Origin of the sequence: Thermosyntropha sp., assembly GCF_017656155.1 — a bacterium.
In the GTDB taxonomy this organism is placed as follows: Bacteria; Bacillota; Syntrophomonadia; order Syntrophomonadales; family Syntrophomonadaceae; genus Thermosyntropha.
Window position 1 is genome coordinate 251619 of the sequence record NZ_JACDOH010000002.1, and the last position, 20568, is coordinate 272186.

Below are 20568 nucleotides of genomic sequence, written 5' to 3' on the forward strand. Positions count from 1 at the left end.
CTTAATCCCCCTTTAAAACCAATACTGAAACATCATCATTTTTTACCCCAAACCTTTCAGCAATGTCTTCTGCCAAAACCTGGATATCATAAACATTGTTTAGATCTAAAAGAGCAGGAGAAAATCGAGAAGAAACCCCATCTGAACAAGAAATAAGTAAAACTCTATGCAACATAAGATTTTCCCGGAATATTTTATATCTATTTATATTTCTGCCTACTATTCCCGGCATTTCCACTAATCTTCTAATTTTGCCATCCATTATAATCCAAACCCTTATATTGCCTATATTAATATATTCCAGCCCATATTCAGACACTAAAGCAAGAAATAAAGCACATCCCCGACTATCATAGATAAAATGTTGCAAATCTAAAAAAAATCTTTCTAAATTAGTAAATGGCTGTTCGTCAAAGAAAACTCCTATTTTTTCTGCTAACTTATTGGCTTCTAAGCCATGCCCTAAAACATCTGCATGTAAAACTAAAAATTCTCCCTTTCCTACTTCTTTTATAGATATCAAATCCCCACTCTTTTCTTCCAAAAGATGAGGTCTTCCAGCTACTCCCCAGTTAATATAAAAGGACTTCCTAGATTTACTGTTTAAACATATAACTGCTTTAACCGTAATTCCGCCATATTCATTAGGCATAAAGCTAAATTCATCACTATTTTTTCGTACAATTTTAAGTCCCAATCCTAAACTTTTATTTTTTTCATCAAAATAACGAGTATCATCTTTTTTTATCCCATAATCTACAGCAGTAATCGTTATCTTATCCGAATGTAAATCTATTTCAATATAACCTTTAGTTCCATATTTCAATATATTGGTAGCCAGTTCTTTGGCTACTAAAAAAACTTCCGGAACATTGGTAAAATTTTTTTCCAACATTTTTTTTATGCGGTATTCTAAGATAGTTATATCTAAAACACTATCAATATTTACCTTTAAAAAATCAATCAAAAACTGCGCCTCCTCTTGGCAACAATTACTAAGGTTCCCTTTCCTACCTCTGATTTTATAGAAAATTCATCCATAAGCCTTCTAACTCCTGACAAACCTAATCCCAAGCTTCCTTTTGTCGTAGTAAACCCTCCAGTAATAGCCAAATCAATATCTTCAATTCCTGGTCCTCTGTCATAAGCCACCAGCTCTATATAAACATCTTTTCCCTCTTTTCTTTCTCTGATATATATAAAACCTTCACCTACATATCTGTAAATATTACGTGCAAGCTCAGAAACTACCGTAGATATCTTAGTTATATCGGCCAGGCTGAAGCCTAGTTTCTTAGCAATATCTTTTACCATCTGCCTGGCTATAACTATATCTTTTTCTTCATTTATCCTTACGAAAAAATCGTACTCTTCGGGCTTAATAGAAATCAACATACTCACCCCAACTACTCTTCTATTCCAGCAAGTATTTCCAAGGCATTTTCTAAATTCATAGCATAATATATGCCTTTTATATTTACCCCCATCTGAGCCAAAGTCAAAGCTACCTGAGGCTGAATACCACATAATACCGTATAACATCCCATCATCCTTGCCATAGTGGCTGTTTCAGACAAGGTATAGGAAATATAACTATCTATAATATCTACCATACTTACATCAATAATTACGCCTTTGACATCATTATTTTCAATTTCACTCAGTATCTGTTTCTGGATTTTTTCAACAGTAGTATCATCCAATTCTATCTGTATGGGAACTACAAGACAATCATAAATCTTTATAATAGGTACTACCCGCTCTTGCATACTTTTTCTACCTCGCTTATCTTTTTTCAATAAGATTAATCACATACTTTAAAGCTGTTTCTAAATCTCTCTTTACGATTATATTATTAAAATCTACCCCTAGCTTAACTAAAGTATGAGCAATATCAGGCTTTATTCCTGTAATTACTACATCTGCGCCTAAAAATCTAACTGCCTTTATCATTTCCATTAAAAACCCGCCAACCACTGTATCAATATAAGGTACTCCAGTAACATCTAATATGACATATTTAGCTTTATTAGCATCTATAAAAAGCAACAACTTTTCTGCCATAGCCTGGGCCCGCTCACTATCCAGAGTACCAATAAGAGGAGTTAAAACTATATCATGCCAAATTCTAATAATAGGGGTAGCAAGTTCAGTCAATGCTTCCTTAACTTCTCGCAAATTATTTTCTTTTTCCAAACAATATTCATTTTTAATATATATTATATACTTGAGCAGATCTTCTTTTGGAAAACCTTCTATCTTATCGGTTATAATATCTAAAGCACATAAAACCTCATCTATTTTCATAACTTCCAAAATTTTTTCTAAACTTTCTTTTATAGAGTTATGATATATATCACTATCTCCATATTCAGCTACTGAAATCAAAAGTTCTTCCCATATTTTTTCATGTCCAAATCTTTCTTGTAATAATTCCAAATAATTTGATAGATTTTTCAGAATCTGCTCTTTCATTAAAATAAATCCCCCTTGTTTTAAAAATCATATTTTATTCTTAATTATATAGCTATTTTAGCATAAATTCGACAAGGATTATATTTTTTCCTTCGGGATGCTTTAAAAATTGAACCTTGTTCCAGGTTAAAGATAATCCTTGATACCTATCTGTTCTGCTGAACATCGCATATGGTATACTGGGAAACAAGTAATTACACAAACAAGTTTCGTTGTTCCCATGTACTCGGCAAATGTGATTACCCATTTGGTTCTTCGTGGTGTTCCAGCAGTAATTATGAACTAGTAGTTAAGACAAAGGCAAAAGATGATCCACGATTGTTCAGTACCACCTTATTGAAGTATTAGCACTCTCAACCGTAGTTGTATCCACCCTTAAAGACCATGAAGACAAATTCCTTCCTAATTTGATGCAAAAAGCTGAATAAAAAATATCCTGCTCCTGGGGAAGTTTTACTAGGAGCAGGACAAGCCTTATTTTATTTTAGATGTTCTCCGCCATATCTTCATTTTTTCCGCCTCTTTAATCAATTCATCCCTGAAGTCAGGATGAGCAATATTTATCAACGCTTCAGCCCTTTCCCAGGTGCTCTTTCCTTTCATATCAGCTATTCCAAATTCAGTAACTATTTTATGGGTGGCAGTCCGCGGCGAAGTGACTATCGCTCCCGGAGTTAAAATCGGCTTAATCCTAGAAATAGTATTTCCTTCTTTATCAGTCCAAGTTGAATGCATACAGATAAAACTCTGTCCATTTCTAGATTTATAAGCCCCCTCCACAAAATCAAGCTGCCCTCCAGTTCCGCTTATATGCCTGGTTCCTACACTTTCCGAACATACCTGGCCAAACAAATCGATTTCCAAACATGCATTTATTGAAATAACATTATCATTTAAAGCTATAACTGCAGGATTATTAGTATAATCCACTGAATAGGCTGCCACTCCCGGATTATCGTCGATAAAGTCATAAAGCTCTTGGCTGCCTAAAGCAAAAGAAAATACCTGTTTATAGCGGTCAATATTTTTATGTTTTCCGGTTATTTTCCCTGCTTTAGTCATTTCCAGAAAAGCATCCACATACATTTCAGTATGAACCCCTAAATCTTTTAGATCAGAATCAGCCACAAGAGTTCCAACCGCATTGGGTATACCTCCTATTCCCAGCTGGATGCAGGCTCCATCTGGAATTAAAGGTATAATATACTCTGCAATCTTAACATCTGTTTCACTTGGGAGAGTCGGTTTTAATGTAGGAAGAGGCGGATTGCTGCTTTCTACCACAAAGCTAACTTGACTTATATGAATACATTCTTGATTTCCACCTAAAACCCTCGGCATATTTTCGTTAACTTCTAAAATTATATATTCCGCATTTTCAATAGCTGCCATAGCTGAAGGAGCACCTGCACCAAAATTGAAATATCCATGTTTATCCATAGGTGCTACTGTTCCCATATATATCCGATTCTTAGCGGCATCCTTGCGGGTCATAATCGGACATTCATGAAATTTCATGGGTATGTAATAAATATTGGCCTTTTCATAATACTTGCGTTCAAGCCCTCCAAAATGCCAGGAATGCCAGCAAAAATGCTCTCCTGAAGGATCAGCATCCAAAGTATAATGGGGCCATACTCCCAGATCAACTCTAATTTTTACATCTCTGAGCTCATCTTTCCTCTTTGCTAAAGCCTTATCCAGCTCATTAGGAGAAGCCAATCCAAAACCGTAATCAATCCAGTCACCAGACTCAACTACCTTAACAGCTTCTTCAGCAGTAACCAGCTTGCGCTTATATTCATTTATCCAGTCCACTATTTATCCTCCTTCACATATGTTTCAAAAGCTAAATTTATTAGACAAAATTTTAACCTATTTATTATTTTTTTAAAATACTTTTTCACAAAAATAAAAATGGCAGATAAACTGCCAATCTAATAAAGCCTTAATAGAAGTTAAGACTGCTGGACATAAAATCGATAAAAATACTCTGCTCCAGAAAATATTGTTATTGCAACCGCCAGATACATAGCCCACATACCTACAGGCCATATAATATAAGGTATATACAGGGGTTCCATAATTATGAGCAGTACTGCTAAAACCTGACTTACAGTTTTTGCTTTTCCCCATTTGCTGGCAGGTATTATAACTCCTTCTTCAGCCTTTACTGCTCTAAGGCCGGAAACCGCAAATTCTCTGCCTAATATAACTATAGCAATCCACCCGGGCAACCTTCCTAATTGAACTAAACTTATCAAAGCAGCAGTAATTAAAAGTTTATCCGCTAGAGGATCCAAAATTATTCCCAGTTTAGTAATCTGTTTTAATCTGCGGGCGAGATAACCATCAAGACTATCAGTCAACGCTGCTATAATAAAAATAAAAGCAGCTATATAATCTCCGTACGGAATCTTTAAAAGCAAAACTATTACAAATAATGGAATGAGAATAATGCGCACCAAAGTCAATATATTTGGAATATTCATCATCACAAATTCTCCTGCCTAACTTATATACTGATCTTCTTCTGCAACAACTACCCCTATAATATCATATTCCCTTACTCCTTTTAATAAGACTTTTGTAAATTCACCTTTAGACAAAGGTTTCTCACTTCTTACCAGAGTCACTCCATCAACTTCTGGAGCTTGAAAATACCCGCGGCCTAGATACAGGTTTTTATCTATCTGTGAAGATATTAATATATTCTCGACTTTATTAAGACGACCTATATTCTTTCTCCGCGTAATCTTTTTTTGCAGCTTCATTAGCTCGGACAATCTTTCCTGTTTTGTTTCATCATCAATTTGACCTGACATGTTATAAGCTGCAGTTCCTTCTTCTGGATTAAACGCAAAACAACCAAGCCAATCAAATTCAGTTTCTTCTATAAAATTATAAAGTTTTTTAAAATCTTCTTCCGTTTCTCCTGGAAATCCTACCATCACAGTAGTTCTCAAAACCAAATTATATTTGGCTTCCCGCAGCCTGGTTATGACTTTTTTTAAATGTTCTCCATTATGCTTTCGATTCATTCTTTTTAATACATCATCAGCAAAATGTTGAATCGGAATATCAAGGTAAGGAACGACCTTTTCAAGCAAAGCAACTTTCTCAATAATTTCATCACTTATATGGTTAGGATGAAGATACATAATCCTTATCCACTCTAAACAGTCGATTTCAGATAAAATCTGCAAAACATCAGGCAACATACTCTTACCATATAAATCCATACCATATGCAGCTGTATCCTGCCCTACTAAAACTAATTCTTTTATTTTTTCTTTTTCTACCAAAAAAGAAGCTTCTTTTGCAATATCATCCAAGCTCTTGCTGCGCAGGTTTCCTCTGATAAGAGGTATAGCACAATATGAACAACGATTGTTGCAACCTTCTGTTATCTTAAGATAAGCTGAACCTGGTGGAGTCGTTAAAATCCTTTCACCTTTTTCAACAAAAAACATAGGAGGTGGAGGAGTTTCAGCTAATCTTTCGCCCTTTACAACCATCTCAACAATTCGGTCTATGTTCATAAAAGATGAGATGCCAACAACTGCATCAAGTTCCGGCATCTCTTCTAAAAGCTCCTTTCCATATCTTTGAGCCAAACAACCGGTGGCAATTATATAATTGACTATTCCTGCTTCTTTTAAATGTCCAATTTCAATAATAGTATCAATTGCTTCTTCTTTAGCATCATTTATAAAACCACATGTATTTATTATTACCAGCTCTGCTTTTTCGATTCTGTTTACTATCTTGTATCCTGCCCTCTTCAAAATTGCCATCATAATTTCAGTATCAACCCGATTTTTAGAACATCCCAAGCTTATGAAACCTATATTCATCCTGCTTCTACTCCTGTTCTTCAATGTTACCTTTTGTAAATTTCTTTTCTATAACTTGTCCTGTTTTTCCTAAAGAGCCTAATTTTTCACCATTAAATGTTATATCAATACCGCCAGCATTACCTGCCTTTATATATATTTCCTCATTTCCTTTAAAACTTTTGCTCTCTCCAGCCGGAAGTACAGCTCTAAATACCTCGTTTCCGTCTACTTTTACATTAAGCCAGCAATTTTGATTTGCTTTAATAACCAGATTAACTCCTGTATAAACAGGTTTAGGTTGTTCCTTTATTTGTTCTTTTTCTTTGACAGGATTTTCTCTTTCAACAACAGGCGGAGGTGAGATGTTTTTATTGCCTTCTTGCGCTTTACCGGCAAAATAATCTGCAATATAATTTCCAATCCATATAGCTATTATCAAAAAAATAATTCCAGCCAAAATGTTTTTAACAGAAAATTGCGTTACATCAAACTTTGAGATTTTCACCTTTTCCACTTTCTCATAATCCAGTTCTTCATTTTCTTCCCCAGAATAAGCTAAAGATTTAAATTCTTTTATCATTTCTTCTTCAGCTAAACCAAGGGTTCTGGCATAACGGCGCAAAAATCCCACTGCATAAACCTTGGGAGGTAAAACATCAAACTGTTCTTCTTCTAAAGCCTCCAGGTACAGCTTACGAATCTTAGTTTCTTCCTCAAGATCTTCTAAAGTTAAGCCTTTTTCTTCCCGTGCCTTTTTTAACTTTTCGCCTATACCCATTCATCTCACCCCTGCGCTCTTCATTTATCCTATTTTATGTTTGCTAGAGCGGGCAACCAGCTCATTGAACTGCTCGCTGTCTATTAAAACTTCCCGTCTTTTATTATTATCAGGTTCTGAAACTATTCCCCTTTCTTCCATAATATCTACCAAACGCGCTGCCCTCGAATACCCAATTCTGAGCTTTCTTTGCAATAAAGAAACTGAAGCCTTTTTGGTCTCAACGAAAATCTTTACTGCGTCCCAGAATAATTCATCATCATAACTTTCTGTTTCATCTAATAAAGAGAACTCCAGTTCCTGCAGTTCTTCTGCCGAATCTTCAAATTGATTATATTTTTTTATAAAATCTACGGTTTTTTCAATATCACGATCTGATACATAAGCACCTTGAACTCGCATCGGTTTATTAGCACCTATAGGCAAAAACAGCATATCACCCTTACCTAAAAGCTTTTCTGCCCCACTGCAATCAAGAATAGTGCGCGAATCAGCCTGCGAAGAAACTGCAAAAGCAATGCGTGAAGGTATATTGGCCTTAATAACTCCTGTTACTACATCAACTGAAGGGCGCTGAGTTGCTACGATCAAATGCATACCTGCCGCTCTGGCCATCTGAGCCAGCCTACAAATAGCATCTTCAACTTCAACCGGAGAAACCATCATTAAATCTGCCAGTTCATCTATTATTATAACAATAAAAGGCAGTTTATTTTCTGCTATCTGATTATATCTGTTTATATCTCTTGCTCCATATTCAGCAAAAAGGCGGTATCTTTTTTCCATTTCCGTAACCATCCAGCGCAAAATAAGGGCAGCTTTTTTGGGATCAGTTACCACCGGTGTGAGCAGATGAGGAATCCCGTTATAAATAGTTAACTCTACCATTTTAGGATCAATAAAAACTAACTTTAGTTCATCAGGAGAAGCATTATATAAAAAACTCATAATTATACAATTCAAACAAACACTTTTGCCCGAACCAGTAGAACCTGCAATTAAGAGATGCGGCATATCATCAAGCCTTGCTATCATAGTATTCCCCGCAACGTCTTCTCCCAAAGCAAAAGCTAAAGGACTATTAAGTTTTTTAAAATCATGGGATAACAGCAAACTTTTAAGTCCTACCCTTAGTATCTTATTATTTGGTACCTCTATACCAATTGCAGACTTCCCAGGTATAGGTGCTTCTATTCGTATGCCCGGAGCTGCCAGATTAAGCTGCAGATCATCAGTAAGGCCTAATATCTTGCTTACTTTAACACCTGGCGCAGGAGTAACTTCGTAACGGGTAACTGTTGGTCCGCAGCTTACCTGATTAACCTTTACCTTTATGCCAAAATTGGCAAAGGTTTCTTCCAAGACAGCAATACTGTTTTTTATATTTTTCTTGTCAATGGTTCTTTCCTGAACAATGTCACTCAATAAACTTAATGGAGGCTTCTGATAAGAATTTTCTCCATGACATTCTTCCTGAACAGCAACATCTGTTTCCTTTGTATTACCAACCTCTTCATTTAAAGGAACTGTATCAGTTACTTCTTTCTTAGTTTCCAAAGGAGAAAGTATCTTAACTGATTGGTTGAAATTTTTTTCATCTTCCTCATCTTCTTTTTTCTTATCAATCTGTTCTACAACCACAGGTTCGCTTTTTTTATCTTTAACGGCTACTTTGTTTTTCTTGCCAGTTTTCTTAAATTCAGTTTCCTCTACTTCCTCAAACAATAACGGTTCTATCTTATCTTTCACTTTTTTACATATATCTTTTAAAGTTTTTATAATCACGGCTAAAGGACGATTTATAACCATAATTAACCCACTTAGCAAGCCTACCACCAAAAAAATTACTATACCCATTCTGCCTACCAATTTTAAAAACAAATAAGCTAAAGCTCCTCCTGCATAGCCTCCTCCCATACCTCTAGCCCCTGCATCTAGAGGATCCAGCCCGATAGGTATATCATAGACAGCAATCCCGATCAGCAGAGATATGAAAATAAGGCTTATGCCCCACATGCGAACTGACCATTTCTTTTGAAAAACACCCATATGTATAGACCATGCCAGCAAATAAAAAGAAGTCAGAACAGCTCCTTCACCAAAAGCTTTTTCTAATCCTTTAGCCAGATAAGTCCCTATTATTCCAATAACCTGAGTATCTTCCGGCAGACCTTTAGCCTTGTTTAAACATATATAGACAAATACTGACAGCATGAAAATAAGAACCGAAAATATCTCATTATTTATCTTATCTAAATAACTGTTTTTTTTACTATAATCCGCTGTCTTTAACTTATTTTTTTTTTCTTGTTTACTCTTCGCCTTGTTTTTAGCAACCATATCGTTCACTCCAGCTTTATGCCTAATAGATAAAAAATTTTATATCTCGCCTATAAATTCTCCTAACGTTTTTTTATTCCTTCTTAAGTTAACCACTTTTAAAATAAAAACATAATATTATTTTCCTACAAAATACATAGCCAGAGAAAAAACTGCCACTATCCAGCAGTAATACGAAAATACCGCCAGTCGTCCCCTTTTAACCAGCCTTAAAACTACTTTTATGGCAAAATAACCAAATAAAGCTGCTGAAAGCATGCCAACCACATAAGGAGCAATATCTGCAGCTTCCACTACTGCAAAACTCAAATCTTTAAGTTGAAATATTCCCGCTCCTAGTATAACCGGTATAGAAAGCAGAAAAGAAAATCTAGCTGCAAAATCCCGATCTAATCCTGCAAAAAGTCCTGCTGCAATAGTAGAACCTGAACGGGAAATACCTGGCAATATAGCAAAAGCCTGTAATATCCCAATAAAAAGAGCATCTTTATATGAAATCTCTTCCGCTTTTTTTAATAAAATGTTATTATTGGCATAATTTTCTGAAATTTTAAGTATAGCTCCGGTAAAAATAAGCCCTAAACCTACAACCAGTAAAGATTCAAAAGCCATAGACACATAATCCTCTAAAAAATATCCCGCTAATCCGGCAGGAATAATCCCTACCAGTATGAGAAAAGTTAATTTATCAAAAGGCTTTTTAAGAATAGCGACTATATCCCTCCAAAAAGCTATAAAAACTGCAACCAATGTGCCCATATGAAGGAGTACATCAAAAGTAAGCGGAGCTTCTTCTAAACCAAATAAATGTTGAAATATTACTAAATGACCAGAACTGCTGATGGGCAAAAATTCAGTCAAGCCCTGTACCATACCTAAAATAAAGGCCTGTAAAGTTGTCAATTTTGTTCCTCCTCCTCTTTACCGCATACCTTTAAAAGTATAACACAAAGATGATTAAAAATTATGCAAAAAATGAAAAAGCACGCTCAGGCGTGCACAAATTAATACTCATAATAGCTTTTAAAATACTATAAACTTATCTTCATTTCTATAATACTACCCGGCCGATATTTCTCATTCATATAATCCATGGGATCAGTGCTGTTTAGGCTTAAAATCCTGATTTTATCATTCCCATAACGCTCAGCAGTTATAAAACCTCCTGAAGCAAGTTTTAAAGTAATCAATTCAGGAGCTTCTTTATTATATAAAAGTTCCATAGGTTCAGGAATATATATTATCACTGTAATATCGCTCCTTTTTTGTTCTTAAGCTCTTTCAGCTTTCGAATGGCATCATAAATACCTCCAACCTCATCAATAAGACCACATTCTACCGCGTCCTTACCTACAAGAACTGTACCTATATCCCGTGCCAGTTCACCTGTTCTAAACATAAGTTCCCTGAGTTTTTTTTCGGTAATACTGGAATGTTCAACAATAAATCGTATAACTCTATCCTGCATTTTATCCAAATATTCATAGGTCTGTGGAACTCCTATAACCAGTCCTGTTAATCTTATCGGATGGATAGTCATAGTAGCAGAAGGTGCAATAAAAGAATAATCAGCACTAACTGCTATACTTGACCCAATTGAATGTCCTCCTCCCAAAACTATGGAAACGCTAGGTTTAGAAAGGCTTGCTATCATTTCAGACAAAGCCAGACCTGCTTCTACATCTCCTCCAACAGTGTTTAAAACTATAAGAAGCCCTTTAATATTGGGGTTTTCTTCCACTGCAACCAGTTGAGGAATAACATGCTCATACTTGGTAGTCTTATTCTGCGGCGGCAAAACCATGTGTCCCTCAATCTGTCCACTTATAGTAAGACAATGAATGTCACTTCTAAAATCAGGAATTTGGGTTTGCCCTAGTTCCTTGATGTTATCAAGTTTTTGTTCATTTCTATTTTCCGAATTTCTATTTTCATGTTCCTCATTTTCCAACCCGGATAAAAAATGTTGCAAGTTAACAGCTCCTTTCACTCGTTTACTGCTTACATTTATAATTACCCCGAAACCAAATAATATACCAAAAAACAAAAGCAAACTCTTATAACCTCTTATAAAACCTCAAAGCTTTCCAATAAAAAAACTTGACCTTTTGGTCAGGCGAGAGTTTGGACTAAATTTTCGAGGCCTTCTCTTTTATTCTGTATAGAAAAAACTTTTCCTAATAGCCTTCCTTAAAATATCATTGCCCCAGTGGACTTATTTGGCAATGTCTATTTCAATTATTAAACTATTGGGATTAATTTAGTCAATTTTCTTTTTTTATTTTGATTAACTCCTGGTATTTAGAATTAGCAAGCCCGTACTAGTATCTAAAGATACTTCAGGTCGCTATATTCCTTATACCAGGTTTTTTATTTCCTCTCAAAGCTTTTATTCTTTATTACAGAAATGCTTTTTACTTTTACTTCAATTCCTCTTAGGTAGGCTAAAAACGATGAGCTGATGGCCTTTATCAAAAAAGCGAAGTGAGTTTCAATTCCTCTTAGGTAGGCTAAAAACCAACTAGCCTTACAAGCGCAAGAAGAGCATCGAGGTTTCAATTCCTCTTAGGTAGGCTAAAAACCAGATACAGTTCTTCGTCAAAACTGTATGCCTCTTCGTTTCAATTCCTCTTAGGTAGGCTAAAAACCACTCAGCGTCACCCCCCATCTGTTTGGGTGGCCCTAGTTTCAATTCCTCTTAGGTAGGCTAAAAACATATGTTTCAATGGGTTTTTTCAACCCCCTAGAAGGTTTCAATTCCTCTTAGGTAGGCTAAAAACCAAAAAGGTTTTGAACAAGCTGAAAGCGAGATTGAGTTTCAATTCCTCTTAGGTAGGCTAAAAACTCGTGGTTACGAAAATTTGATAATAAAAAAGAATTGTTTCAATTCCTCTTAGGTAGGCTAAAAACGAATATTTAAAGACTCTCCATAATTATTTAATGCTTGGTTTCAATTCCTCTTAGGTAGGCTAAAAACGAATATTTAAAGACTCTCCATAATTATTTAATGCTTGGTTTCAATTCCTCTTAGGTAGGCTAAAAACTACGTTAATGCCAAAGCTGGCATGATGGAAAATATGTTTCAATTCCTCTTAGGTAGGCTAAAAACTATTATCAATCCTTGGATTGTTCACAATCCAAGAATGGTTTCAATTCCTCTTAGGTAGGCTAAAAACGCTTCGCTTTAGCTGCGTATTGGGAATACCTAAACAGTTTCAATTCCTCTTAGGTAGGCTAAAAACCAAAATAAGCCATCCCTAAAAGTTTAACTAAATTCTCGTTTCAATTCCTCTTAGGTAGGCTAAAAACTTTCAATTTACTCCCTCCTTACTGCTCTTCAGAAGCATGTTTCAATTCCTCTTAGGTAGGCTAAAAACGTAGCATGCTAAAACTAATCCTGGAAAACCAGTATGTTTCAATTCCTCTTAGGTAGGCTAAAAACAATATGGCCTCCTTATGTCGTCATTGCCGACTTCATAGTTTCAATTCCTCTTAGGTAGGCTAAAAACTTTTCTTCGGGGTTCCATCTGCATCCCATCTGCTTGTTTCAATTCCTCTTAGGTAGGCTAAAAACGTTCTTTGTCCAGCATTCTGAATATCTGGAAACCTTGTTTCAATTCCTCTTAGGTAGGCTAAAAACGGGAAAAGTTAATCTCAACGATCTGGAACGTGCAGTGTTTCAATTCCTCTTAGGTAGGCTAAAAACTGAAAAAATTAGGTTTGCCTGAAACGGATTTAATTTGTTTCAATTCCTCTTAGGTAGGCTAAAAACTTGAATCAGGGGATAATTTTCAAGTATTGTTAGGTAAGTTTCAATTCCTCTTAGGTAGGCTAAAAACCCTCTATGCCACCCATTTGCCACCTGTAAGGGGTCGGGTTTCAATTCCTCTTAGGTAGGCTAAAAACACCTGCGCCAGCTTTTCACCTTCGCCACCAAATTTAGTTTCAATTCCTCTTAGGTAGGCTAAAAACTGCTGAGAAAATCGTTATGATGATGGGATTATCCAGGTTTCAATTCCTCTTAGGTAGGCTAAAAACCAGAAGAAGAGCGACTATTAGCGAACCCTGGTTATCAGGGTTTCAATTCCTCTTAGGTAGGCTAAAAACAAATCAGAAACCCAGAAAGAAGCGTCAGGAGAAAAAGTTTCAATTCCTCTTAGGTAGGCTAAAAACTTTCCTCCCTTCCAATATCGGACGTATGCAAAAAGCGGTTTCAATTCCTCTTAGGTAGGCTAAAAACATGCTGATGAATTCTATGTAAAAGAGAAAGGGGAAGTTTCAATTCCTCTTAGGTAGGCTAAAAACGTAGCCTGATACCGTCGTGCCCAGTAATTGGCTACGTTTCAATTCCTCTTAGGTAGGCTAAAAACTAAAAGAAAGGATATTATATGATGATGTTTTTAGACAGTTTCAATTCCTCTTAGGTAGGCTAAAAACATAGTTATATAAACAGTAAAAAATCTGATAAAAATAGGTTTCAATTCCTCTTAGGTAGGCTAAAAACTAATTTCGCTGTTATATGCTCTTACATATATAGTATGTTTCAATTCCTCTTAGGTAGGCTAAAAACCAGAAAAAAAATGTATAAAAAAAAACAGAAACGCGAGTTTCAATTCCTCTTAGGTAGGCTAAAAACGAAATTCTACCACCCATACTAGCTGCAACTGTACCAGTTTCAATTCCTCTTAGGTAGGCTAAAAACTACAAAAACAGAAAAACCTATTGTTCTACCAGTTATGTTTCAATTCCTCTTAGGTAGGCTAAAAACCCTGCACGCCCGCTAGGATTTACAGTTTGTCCTACGTTTCAATTCCTCTTAGGTAGGCTAAAAACGTAGCGATTTTGGCATACAGAACGGCAGCATAACAGGTTTCAATTCCTCTTAGGTAGGCTAAAAACTGGTCATAGTTCTCAATCCACATATATAAGTACGATGAAGTTTCAATTCCTCTTAGGTAGGCTAAAAACTGAGAGTATCCTTAAATTTAATAGCCGCTCCGTAGTTTCAATTCCTCTTAGGTAGGCTAAAAACTGTGGCCGCATTGAAAATGAATTAGTTTTCGAATGGGGTTTCAATTCCTCTTAGGTAGGCTAAAAACATTCTTCCGGTATTTCATCAATGGAAAATATTTTCAGTTTCAATTCCTCTTAGGTAGGCTAAAAACTCTGTCCGGCATTTTTTATTTTGCTTGCTTTTTTGGGTTTCAATTCCTCTTAGGTAGGCTAAAAACATATATGTCTCCACTCTCTTAAATTAGCAGTAACTAGTTTCAATTCCTCTTAGGTAGGCTAAAAACAATACTAATAAACCTGAAATTAGTCTAGAAGATTAGTTTCAATTCCTCTTAGGTAGGCTAAAAACAACGTATCATGTCAAGTATTGCCAGAAAAAAAAAGTAGTTTCAATTCCTCTTAGGTAGGCTAAAAACACAATCCCGACAGAAACAAATACTGGAGAAAGAGAGTTTCAATTCCTCTTAGGTAGGCTAAAAACTTAAATGAAATTCATACTATTTTAACTAAAGGAGGGTTTCAATTCCTCTTAGGTAGGCTAAAAACAAGTTCCCGGTGCGGGAAATGGCAGACCGGGGGTTAAGTTTCAATTCCTCTTAGGTAGGCTAAAAACGAGCTCGTTATAGTCTTTGTATTTTTCTCTTTCACGCTTGTTTCAATTCCTCTTAGGTAGGCTAAAAACAAAACCCGCTCACGCCGCCGAACAGCGCGATAAACATGTTTCAATTCCTCTTAGGTAGGCTAAAAACTATTCGTCCTGCATCCGAATATATTCCTGTAGATGGTTTCAATTCCTCTTAGGTAGGCTAAAAACGAAAGAGCATTAGATAGGCTGCCGGAAACACACCGGGTTTCAATTCCTCTTAGGTAGGCTAAAAACTAGATACAGACAATGGTAATCTATATGCCTCCCCTCGTTTCAATTCCTCTTAGGTAGGCTAAAAACAAAAACCTTTTTGAACAGAATCTGCTCCGCTGGAAAGTTTCAATTCCTCTTAGGTAGGCTAAAAACATATATGTCTCCACTCTCTTAAATTAGCAGTAACTAGTTTCAATTCCTCTTAGGTAGGCTAAAAACAATACTAATAAACCTGAAATTAGTCTAGAAGATTAGTTTCAATTCCTCTTAGGTAGGCTAAAAACGAAGATAGTGTAGAAGATAAGGGTTTTTGAGAAAAGTTTCAATTCCTCTTAGGTAGGCTAAAAACCACCGAAACCTCACTCTCAGGAGAAACCTCCTGAGAAGGTTTCAATTCCTCTTAGGTAGGCTAAAAACCTGGATGAAATGCAGGAACACTGGCGTTCTTTCTAGTTTCAATTCCTCTTAGGTAGGCTAAAAACCCACTTAGTGGAATCATATTCATTCTGAATTTCATGTTTCAATTCCTCTTAGGTAGGCTAAAAACCAGGTATTTTCCTGAAAATCCAGTTCGCCAAAGATAGTTTCAATTCCTCTTAGGTAGGCTAAAAACTCATGTCCATATTGGCATAAGATTTACGGTTATGCAGGTTTCAATTCCTCTTAGGTAGGCTAAAAACACTTATATCCAGTATAACCTGAATAATGCTAAAAAAGTTTCAATTCCTCTTAGGTAGGCTAAAAACGAGTTTTCCGTTAAATACGGTATAAGTATTAATTGTTTCAATTCCTCTTAGGTAGGCTAAAAACATATACATTATTAAGTATCCATTCCGCCCGCACAGCGTTTCAATTCCTCTTAGGTAGGCTAAAAACTTGGCTAAAATTACAACATATATCCCATACACATCATTGTTTCAATTCCTCTTAGGTAGGCTAAAAACAAGGTAGTGAAATATGAACATTGCTTTTGATATAGCGTTTCAATTCCTCTTAGGTAGGCTAAAAACCAAGAACCATCCACATCATAAACAGGAGTTCCATCCGAGTTTCAATTCCTCTTAGGTAGGCTAAAAACCAGTGCTTTCACAGTATTGGGGTGCAGCTTGTGCCATCGCGTTTCAATTCCTCTTAGGTAGGCTAAAAACGGAGATTTCAAAGTCCTAATTACTTCCCCATTTTCTGGTTTCAATTCCTCTTAGGTAGGCTAAAAACAGCCTCCCTTCTCTTTCGGTTAAAAGCAGCCAAACCCAGTTTCAATTCCTCTTAGGTAGGCTAAAAACCATTTCTTTTTTGTTTTGCCTAGTATCTGTTATACGTTTCAATTCCTCTTAGGTAGGCTAAAAACTTATTACATTGAAACTGTTAATGCGACAGAGGCTTAGTTTCAATTCCTCTTAGGTAGGCTAAAAACTTTATAGATTCACCTGTAAAACAAAATACTTTATCCACGTTTCAATTCCTCTTAGGTAGGCTAAAAACAGGATTGTCAACTATGAGGATGCCGTTGTCATCGGTGTTTCAATTCCTCTTAGGTAGGCTAAAAACTCGAGCTGTACGTGCCAAGTTTTCTTTTATCTGTTCGTTTCAATTCCTCTTAGGTAGGCTAAAAACTAATAAGGTTAATGCCTGGGTTAATGAGGAAATATGTTTCAATTCCTCTTAGGTAGGCTAAAAACCACTAGAATTATTCAACGATTGCGAAAGGTAATTGCGTTTCAATTCCTCTTAGGTAGGCTAAAAACCATATCTGTTCCTACCCAAACTATAGAAGGTGCTCCGTTTCAATTCCTCTTAGGTAGGCTAAAAACGAAGGAATTAGAATAACCTCATCCCCCGGCTTAAGCTGTTTCAATTCCTCTTAGGTAGGCTAAAAACTATATGATGGAGATACTGGTGCTGTTGATGAGATTCTAGTTTCAATTCCTCTTAGGTAGGCTAAAAACCCAGAACATATTATTGGACAATTTCCGTTTTCTTGACGTTTCAATTCCTCTTAGGTAGGCTAAAAACCTATAATGATAATTCCTTTATTCAGGTATAAAGAAAAGTTTCAATTCCTCTTAGGTAGGCTAAAAACAAAAGGAGGAATTTAAATGGCCTTTTCTCATGGTTCGTTTCAATTCCTCTTAGGTAGGCTAAAAACGGGATTGGAGAACAATATACCGAAATTTGAGGCAGCATGTTTCAATTCCTCTTAGGTAGGCTAAAAACTCATATGTTTCTTTTTCTTATCACAATATTTTCTAGTTTCAATTCCTCTTAGGTAGGCTAAAAACCAGGAATGGCGGATTTGAGACAGCATTCCAACCCGCAGGGTTTCAATTCCTCTTAGGTAGGCTAAAAACAAACCGGTATTAAAAAACGGTTCTCGAAATTCTTCCAGTTTCAATTCCTCTTAGGTAGGCTAAAAACTATTCGTCCTGCATCCGAATATATTCCTGTAGATGGTTTCAATTCCTCTTAGGTAGGCTAAAAACGAAAGAGCATTAGATAGGCTGCCGGAAACACACCGGGTTTCAATTCCTCTTAGGTAGGCTAAAAACTAGATACAGACAATGGTAATCTATATGCCTCCCCTCGTTTCAATTCCTCTTAGGTAGGCTAAAAACAAAAACCTTTTTGAACAGAATCTGCTCCGCTGGAAAGTTTCAATTCCTCTTAGGTAGGCTAAAAACCATCTTCTGAAACTTCTTTGGCAACAGGCATCGGAATGTTTCAATTCCTCTTAGGTAGGCTAAAAACTGAGGATTTGCCGGATTATCAACCAGGTCTATTTTTTTGTTTCAATTCCTCTTAGGTAGGCTAAAAACTAGCCTAGGGACGCCTTTTCTTATTGATTTTCACAGTTTCAATTCCTCTTAGGTAGGCTAAAAACCCAAAGCTGCAAGAGAACGGCTCACAAAGCAAGCAACTGGTTTCAATTCCTCTTAGGTAGGCTAAAAACAGGAAAGAGACCAAAAAAGAGGAGAGGGGAATAAATGAGTTTCAATTCCTCTTAGGTAGGCTAAAAACCGAATTGGAGCGAATATCAACAGGAAAATGGACTAAGTTTCAATTCCTCTTAGGTAGGCTAAAAACATCAATCCCATCCCCTTTTTCTTGGAACGAATGAAAAGTTTCAATTCCTCTTAGGTAGGCTAAAAACTCGCCGCCAAAAACAAATTCATAGTTTTTGAAACCAAAGTTTCAATTCCTCTTAGGTAGGCTAAAAACTCTAAGTCTTCTTCGTCAATCATGTCGCCGTGTTTATGTTTCAATTCCTCTTAGGTAGGCTAAAAACCAATTAAACATCCCATAAATTCAAGCTTTTACCCTTAACCATATTCACCTATTTTAGTCTAATTTTAATAACAAAATCCCTGTATGTCAAGGTTTTTAGGCAAATAAAATTGTCGTCGACCCCCAGGGGTTTTTACATTATTGGAGGTCGACGACAATTTTAATGTCCATATTCCTTTTATAAAAATATAAAAAAGTTTTCTGCTCCGCCTTTTTTACTCTCATCATCTCACACTGGTAATAATTGGTGCTACAAAATATATAAAATATTATCGAATCATGTTCTTCATCTATGACTTTTTTTAATTCATATTTTCGTTTACATAAATTGCTTTCGCTCGTTTATCCTTTCAGAATAGAACTTCATCCCAGCAAAGATATTTTCAGGAAAATTTAAGGCTTTTCCTACTCTTTTTTCTTCCACATCATAGACCATTATGACAAACATCTATAAATCATTTCCTATCCTACCAGCGTGAAACAAAAGGTTCATACTCTTTTTCTCCCATCAGATGTTTTTCCAGTTTATAAAGTTCCAGCCTTATAAGCCGCCTATAAGATACTTCGCGTCCCAGTTCTCTATGTTTTATAGTAGTTTTTATTTTTTCTTCCCATTCCTGTAAAAATAACTTGCGACCGTTATCGTTGAGCAAAATGCTGTCCAGTTTGCTATCAAAATGGGATGCCTTAAGCATATTACGGCCTAATAAACTAAAGATAATCCTATCTACCAGTATAGGTTTAAAAACTTCTGCCACATCAAGATTAAGAGTAAATCTCCTGAAATTGGTAGTATGTAAATATCCTATACGCGGGTCAAGATGTGTTTTATAGATTTCGCTTAAAACTGCGGTATAAAGTATAGTATTACCAAAGCTGATCAGTGCATTTATCCGGTCTCTGGGAGGTCTGCGATTGCGCCCATTAAATGTAAACTCAGGTTTGTCAATTATTACATTGAAAGCTTCGTAATAGGTTTCCCTTATATTCCCTTCTATAGCCATCAATTCTTCATTAGTAAAAGACCTGTCGATACTTTTTTCAAGTTCCTTTATATGTTCTATTACGTTTTCTAAATCTTTTCCCCGGTTTTGATAATACCGCAAGACAGCCAGCATATTATAGACTGCCCCCCGGACAAATTCCCGGGCCAATTTTATCCTTCTTTCTGCATCCAGATAAAATTCAGCCTGTTTTAATATCATAAAACCAGAATTAAGGTGTTCACGCGGATAATAGCTTCCGGCATAATAGCCGTAATTGTTAAAAAAATGAAGTATTATTTCTTTTTGGGTTATAAATTCCAGAAACCTTTTATTAAGTGTTACCTCCCCAAATATATAAATTTCTTTTAAATCTTCCACCGGCAGGTATTTTTTGTCTCCCTTAGTTTCAAAATAAACTGTATTGTCTTTGCGCTTAAATTCTCCATCATTAAAAACATAAATAGTTTTTTTCATCCCATCACCTGCTTTTATTTTAAGCCCAACAAAATTCAGTATAAGCACATTTCCTACAATATTTATTTTTCTCCGGAGGTGGTGGCAGGGGGTTAGCAATAATTTTTTCTATTTGCTTGACTGCATTTTTTATTTCTTTTTCATTTTCTTCATCTAGAATAAACTCTATCTTTTTCCTCTCTTCCGGAATTAAAAGCTCACCTCTGGCTTCTATTCCCATTTCCTTAAGTTGCCATAAATAGAACAGCAGCTGTTTCTCTGCACTTTCCACAAAGCGGGAAGATTTTTTTATCTCCCCTACCACCAGATTTTCTCCTTCTCTTCGCATTACATCAAATTTCCCGGTAGTTATATCTACCTCTTTCCTTTCCCTTTCATAGCTGGTTTCCCCAATAAGCCTTCCAATCCTTATATTTTCATCTTCCTGATCCGGCTCCAGGCCATGTGCCAACAGCCAAACCTGCCTCTTACATATATAATAGTACCATATAAGGGTTCCGGTTACATAAAAATCCATACCAT

The 20568-nt window shown here is 36.0% G+C and carries 15 protein-coding genes, 1 pseudogene and 1 CRISPR repeat array; of the genes and pseudogenes, 1 reads left to right on the forward strand and 15 read right to left on the reverse strand.

The window, feature by feature from the left end; genetic code table 11:
- Position 1 precedes the first annotated feature (1 nt).
- From H0Z36_RS03120 to H0Z36_RS03135, 4 genes are read right to left on the reverse strand one after another with little or no spacing between them, the layout of a single operon-like run.
- Positions 2-967 (reverse strand): hypothetical protein, encoded by a 966-nt coding sequence (locus tag H0Z36_RS03120; RefSeq protein ID WP_296863773.1) that lies wholly within the window; start codon positions 965-967, stop codon positions 2-4.
- Positions 964-1395, reverse strand: a complete 432-nt coding sequence (locus tag H0Z36_RS03125) for an anti-sigma regulatory factor (RefSeq protein WP_296863869.1) — start codon at positions 1393-1395, stop codon at positions 964-966. The genes H0Z36_RS03120 and H0Z36_RS03125 overlap by 4 nt, the downstream gene beginning before the upstream one ends.
- Positions 1396-1406: 11 nt before the next feature.
- On the reverse strand, positions 1407-1769 hold the full coding sequence (locus H0Z36_RS03130) for an STAS domain-containing protein (RefSeq protein WP_296863774.1): 363 nt from the start codon (positions 1767-1769) through the stop codon (positions 1407-1409).
- 16 nt (positions 1770-1785) lie between these two features.
- Positions 1786-2475 (reverse strand): STAS domain-containing protein, encoded by a 690-nt coding sequence (locus tag H0Z36_RS03135; protein ID WP_296863775.1) that lies wholly within the window; start codon positions 2473-2475, stop codon positions 1786-1788.
- A gap of 198 nt (positions 2476-2673) precedes the next feature.
- Between H0Z36_RS03135 and H0Z36_RS03140 the strand changes: the two are divergent.
- A pseudogene (locus H0Z36_RS03140) lies at positions 2674-2796 on the forward strand (DDE transposase); the annotation flags it as partial.
- 153 nt (positions 2797-2949) lie between these two features.
- On the opposite strand, the gene H0Z36_RS03145 reads toward H0Z36_RS03140, so the two are convergent.
- The 11 genes from H0Z36_RS03145 to cas4 all read right to left on the reverse strand — a co-directional run bounded on the left by H0Z36_RS03145 (position 2950) and on the right by cas4 (position 20563).
- Positions 2950-4293, reverse strand: a complete 1344-nt coding sequence (locus H0Z36_RS03145; RefSeq protein ID WP_296863776.1) for an acetyl-CoA hydrolase/transferase C-terminal domain-containing protein — start codon at positions 4291-4293, stop codon at positions 2950-2952.
- A 140-nt stretch (positions 4294-4433) separates the two neighbouring features.
- Positions 4434-4970, reverse strand: coding sequence for a CDP-diacylglycerol--glycerol-3-phosphate 3-phosphatidyltransferase (pgsA, locus tag H0Z36_RS03150; RefSeq protein WP_366508849.1), 537 nt, complete (start codon positions 4968-4970; stop codon positions 4434-4436).
- Positions 4971-4985: 15 nt separating this feature from the next.
- Complete coding sequence (gene rimO / locus H0Z36_RS03155; protein ID WP_296863777.1) at positions 4986-6332, reverse strand: 30S ribosomal protein S12 methylthiotransferase RimO; 1347 nt, start codon at positions 6330-6332, stop codon at positions 4986-4988.
- 7 nt (positions 6333-6339) lie between these two features.
- Entirely contained in the window at positions 6340-7092 is a 753-nt protein-coding gene (locus H0Z36_RS03160; RefSeq protein ID WP_296863778.1) for a RodZ domain-containing protein, read from the reverse strand.
- Positions 7093-7116: 24 nt separating this feature from the next.
- Complete coding sequence (locus H0Z36_RS03165; RefSeq protein ID WP_296863779.1) at positions 7117-9432, reverse strand: DNA translocase FtsK; 2316 nt, start codon at positions 9430-9432, stop codon at positions 7117-7119.
- Positions 9433-9549: 117 nt separating this feature from the next.
- Positions 9550-10335: an undecaprenyl-diphosphatase UppP gene (gene uppP / locus H0Z36_RS03170; protein WP_296863780.1), complete on the reverse strand. Its 786-nt coding sequence runs from the start codon at positions 10333-10335 to the stop codon at positions 9550-9552.
- Positions 10336-10463: 128 nt separating this feature from the next.
- Positions 10464-10679, reverse strand: coding sequence for a YlzJ-like family protein (locus H0Z36_RS03175; protein WP_296863781.1), 216 nt, complete (start codon positions 10677-10679; stop codon positions 10464-10466).
- The gene (locus H0Z36_RS03180) at positions 10676-11383 is read right to left on the reverse strand and encodes an ATP-dependent Clp protease proteolytic subunit (protein ID WP_296863871.1); all 708 of its coding nucleotides are present in this window, start codon (positions 11381-11383) and stop codon (positions 10676-10678) included. Before H0Z36_RS03180 ends, H0Z36_RS03175 begins: the two co-directional genes overlap by 4 nt.
- Positions 11384-11854: 471 nt before the next feature.
- Positions 11855-18587: a CRISPR direct-repeat array (repeat unit 30 nt; unit sequence GTTTCAATTCCTCTTAGGTAGGCTAAAAAC).
- 318 nt (positions 18588-18905) lie between these two features.
- Positions 18906-19034 (reverse strand): hypothetical protein, encoded by a 129-nt coding sequence (locus tag H0Z36_RS03185; RefSeq protein ID WP_296863782.1) that lies wholly within the window; start codon positions 19032-19034, stop codon positions 18906-18908.
- Between the two features lie 19 nt (positions 19035-19053).
- Positions 19054-20046, reverse strand: coding sequence for a type I-B CRISPR-associated endonuclease Cas1b (cas1b, locus tag H0Z36_RS03190; RefSeq protein ID WP_296863783.1), 993 nt, complete (start codon positions 20044-20046; stop codon positions 19054-19056).
- A gap of 19 nt (positions 20047-20065) precedes the next feature.
- The gene (cas4, locus tag H0Z36_RS03195; protein ID WP_296863784.1) at positions 20066-20563 is read right to left on the reverse strand and encodes a CRISPR-associated protein Cas4; all 498 of its coding nucleotides are present in this window, start codon (positions 20561-20563) and stop codon (positions 20066-20068) included.
- Between the last annotated feature and the right edge of the window lie 5 nt (positions 20564-20568).

What these genes read in the sequence shown, in the direction of transcription:
- H0Z36_RS03165 (WP_296863779.1), bottom strand. Translation starts at nt 9,432, where the DNA reads ATGGTTGCTAAAAACAAGGCGAAGAGTAAACAAGAAAAAAAAAATAAG.
- H0Z36_RS03160 (WP_296863778.1), bottom strand. Translation starts at nt 7,092, where the DNA reads ATGGGTATAGGCGAAAAGTTAAAAAAGGCACGGGAAGAAAAAGGCTTA.
- rimO (WP_296863777.1), bottom strand. Translation starts at nt 6,332, where the DNA reads ATGAATATAGGTTTCATAAGCTTGGGATGTTCTAAAAATCGGGTTGAT.
- H0Z36_RS03185 (WP_296863782.1), bottom strand. Translation starts at nt 19,034, where the DNA reads ATGTTTGTCATAATGGTCTATGATGTGGAAGAAAAAAGAGTAGGAAAA.
- H0Z36_RS03130 (WP_296863774.1), bottom strand. Translation starts at nt 1,769, where the DNA reads ATGCAAGAGCGGGTAGTACCTATTATAAAGATTTATGATTGTCTTGTA.
- pgsA (WP_366508849.1), bottom strand. Translation starts at nt 4,970, where the DNA reads ATGATGAATATTCCAAATATATTGACTTTGGTGCGCATTATTCTCATT.
- cas1b (WP_296863783.1), bottom strand. Translation starts at nt 20,046, where the DNA reads ATGAAAAAAACTATTTATGTTTTTAATGATGGAGAATTTAAGCGCAAA.
- H0Z36_RS03135 (WP_296863775.1), bottom strand. Translation starts at nt 2,475, where the DNA reads ATGAAAGAGCAGATTCTGAAAAATCTATCAAATTATTTGGAATTATTA.
- H0Z36_RS03125 (WP_296863869.1), bottom strand. Translation starts at nt 1,395, where the DNA reads ATGTTGATTTCTATTAAGCCCGAAGAGTACGATTTTTTCGTAAGGATA.
- cas4 (WP_296863784.1), bottom strand. Translation starts at nt 20,563, where the DNA reads ATGGATTTTTATGTAACCGGAACCCTTATATGGTACTATTATATATGT.